Origin of the sequence: Nonomuraea candida (genome assembly GCF_000725485.1) — a bacterium.
Classification (GTDB): Bacteria; Actinomycetota; Actinomycetes; order Streptosporangiales; family Streptosporangiaceae; genus Nonomuraea; species Nonomuraea candida.
Genome location: NZ_JOAG01000175.1, coordinates 1 through 289 on the forward strand (window position 1 = coordinate 1; position 289 = coordinate 289).

The 289-nt window shown below is 69.2% G+C and carries 1 protein-coding gene; it reads left to right on the forward strand.

Annotation, left to right across the window (positions count from 1 at the left end; all coding sequences use genetic code 11):
- The coding region (locus IO39_RS43580) for a helix-turn-helix transcriptional regulator (RefSeq protein WP_063765467.1) at positions 1-289 on the forward strand (289 nt) is incomplete at both ends.

The following is a 289-nucleotide window of genomic DNA, read 5'->3' on the forward strand; positions in this document are numbered from 1 at the left end:
TCCCCATGCCCAGGGGAACCTCCGAAGTCAGCGAGCCGATGTACTTCGTGCTCACCGCCCTCCGCGCGGGCCCGCTGCACGGACACGCGATCAGCAAGTCGGTCAAAGAGCTGTCCGGGGGCCGGGTCCAGCCCTCCGTGGGCACCCTCTACGGCATCCTGGAACGCCTGAACGAGCGGGGCGTGATCACCGTCGACCGCGAGGAGACGGTCAACGGCCGCAACCGGCGCTACTTCAGGATCACCGACGAGGGCCAGGCGCTGGTCGAGGCCGAGGCGAGGCGCATGCA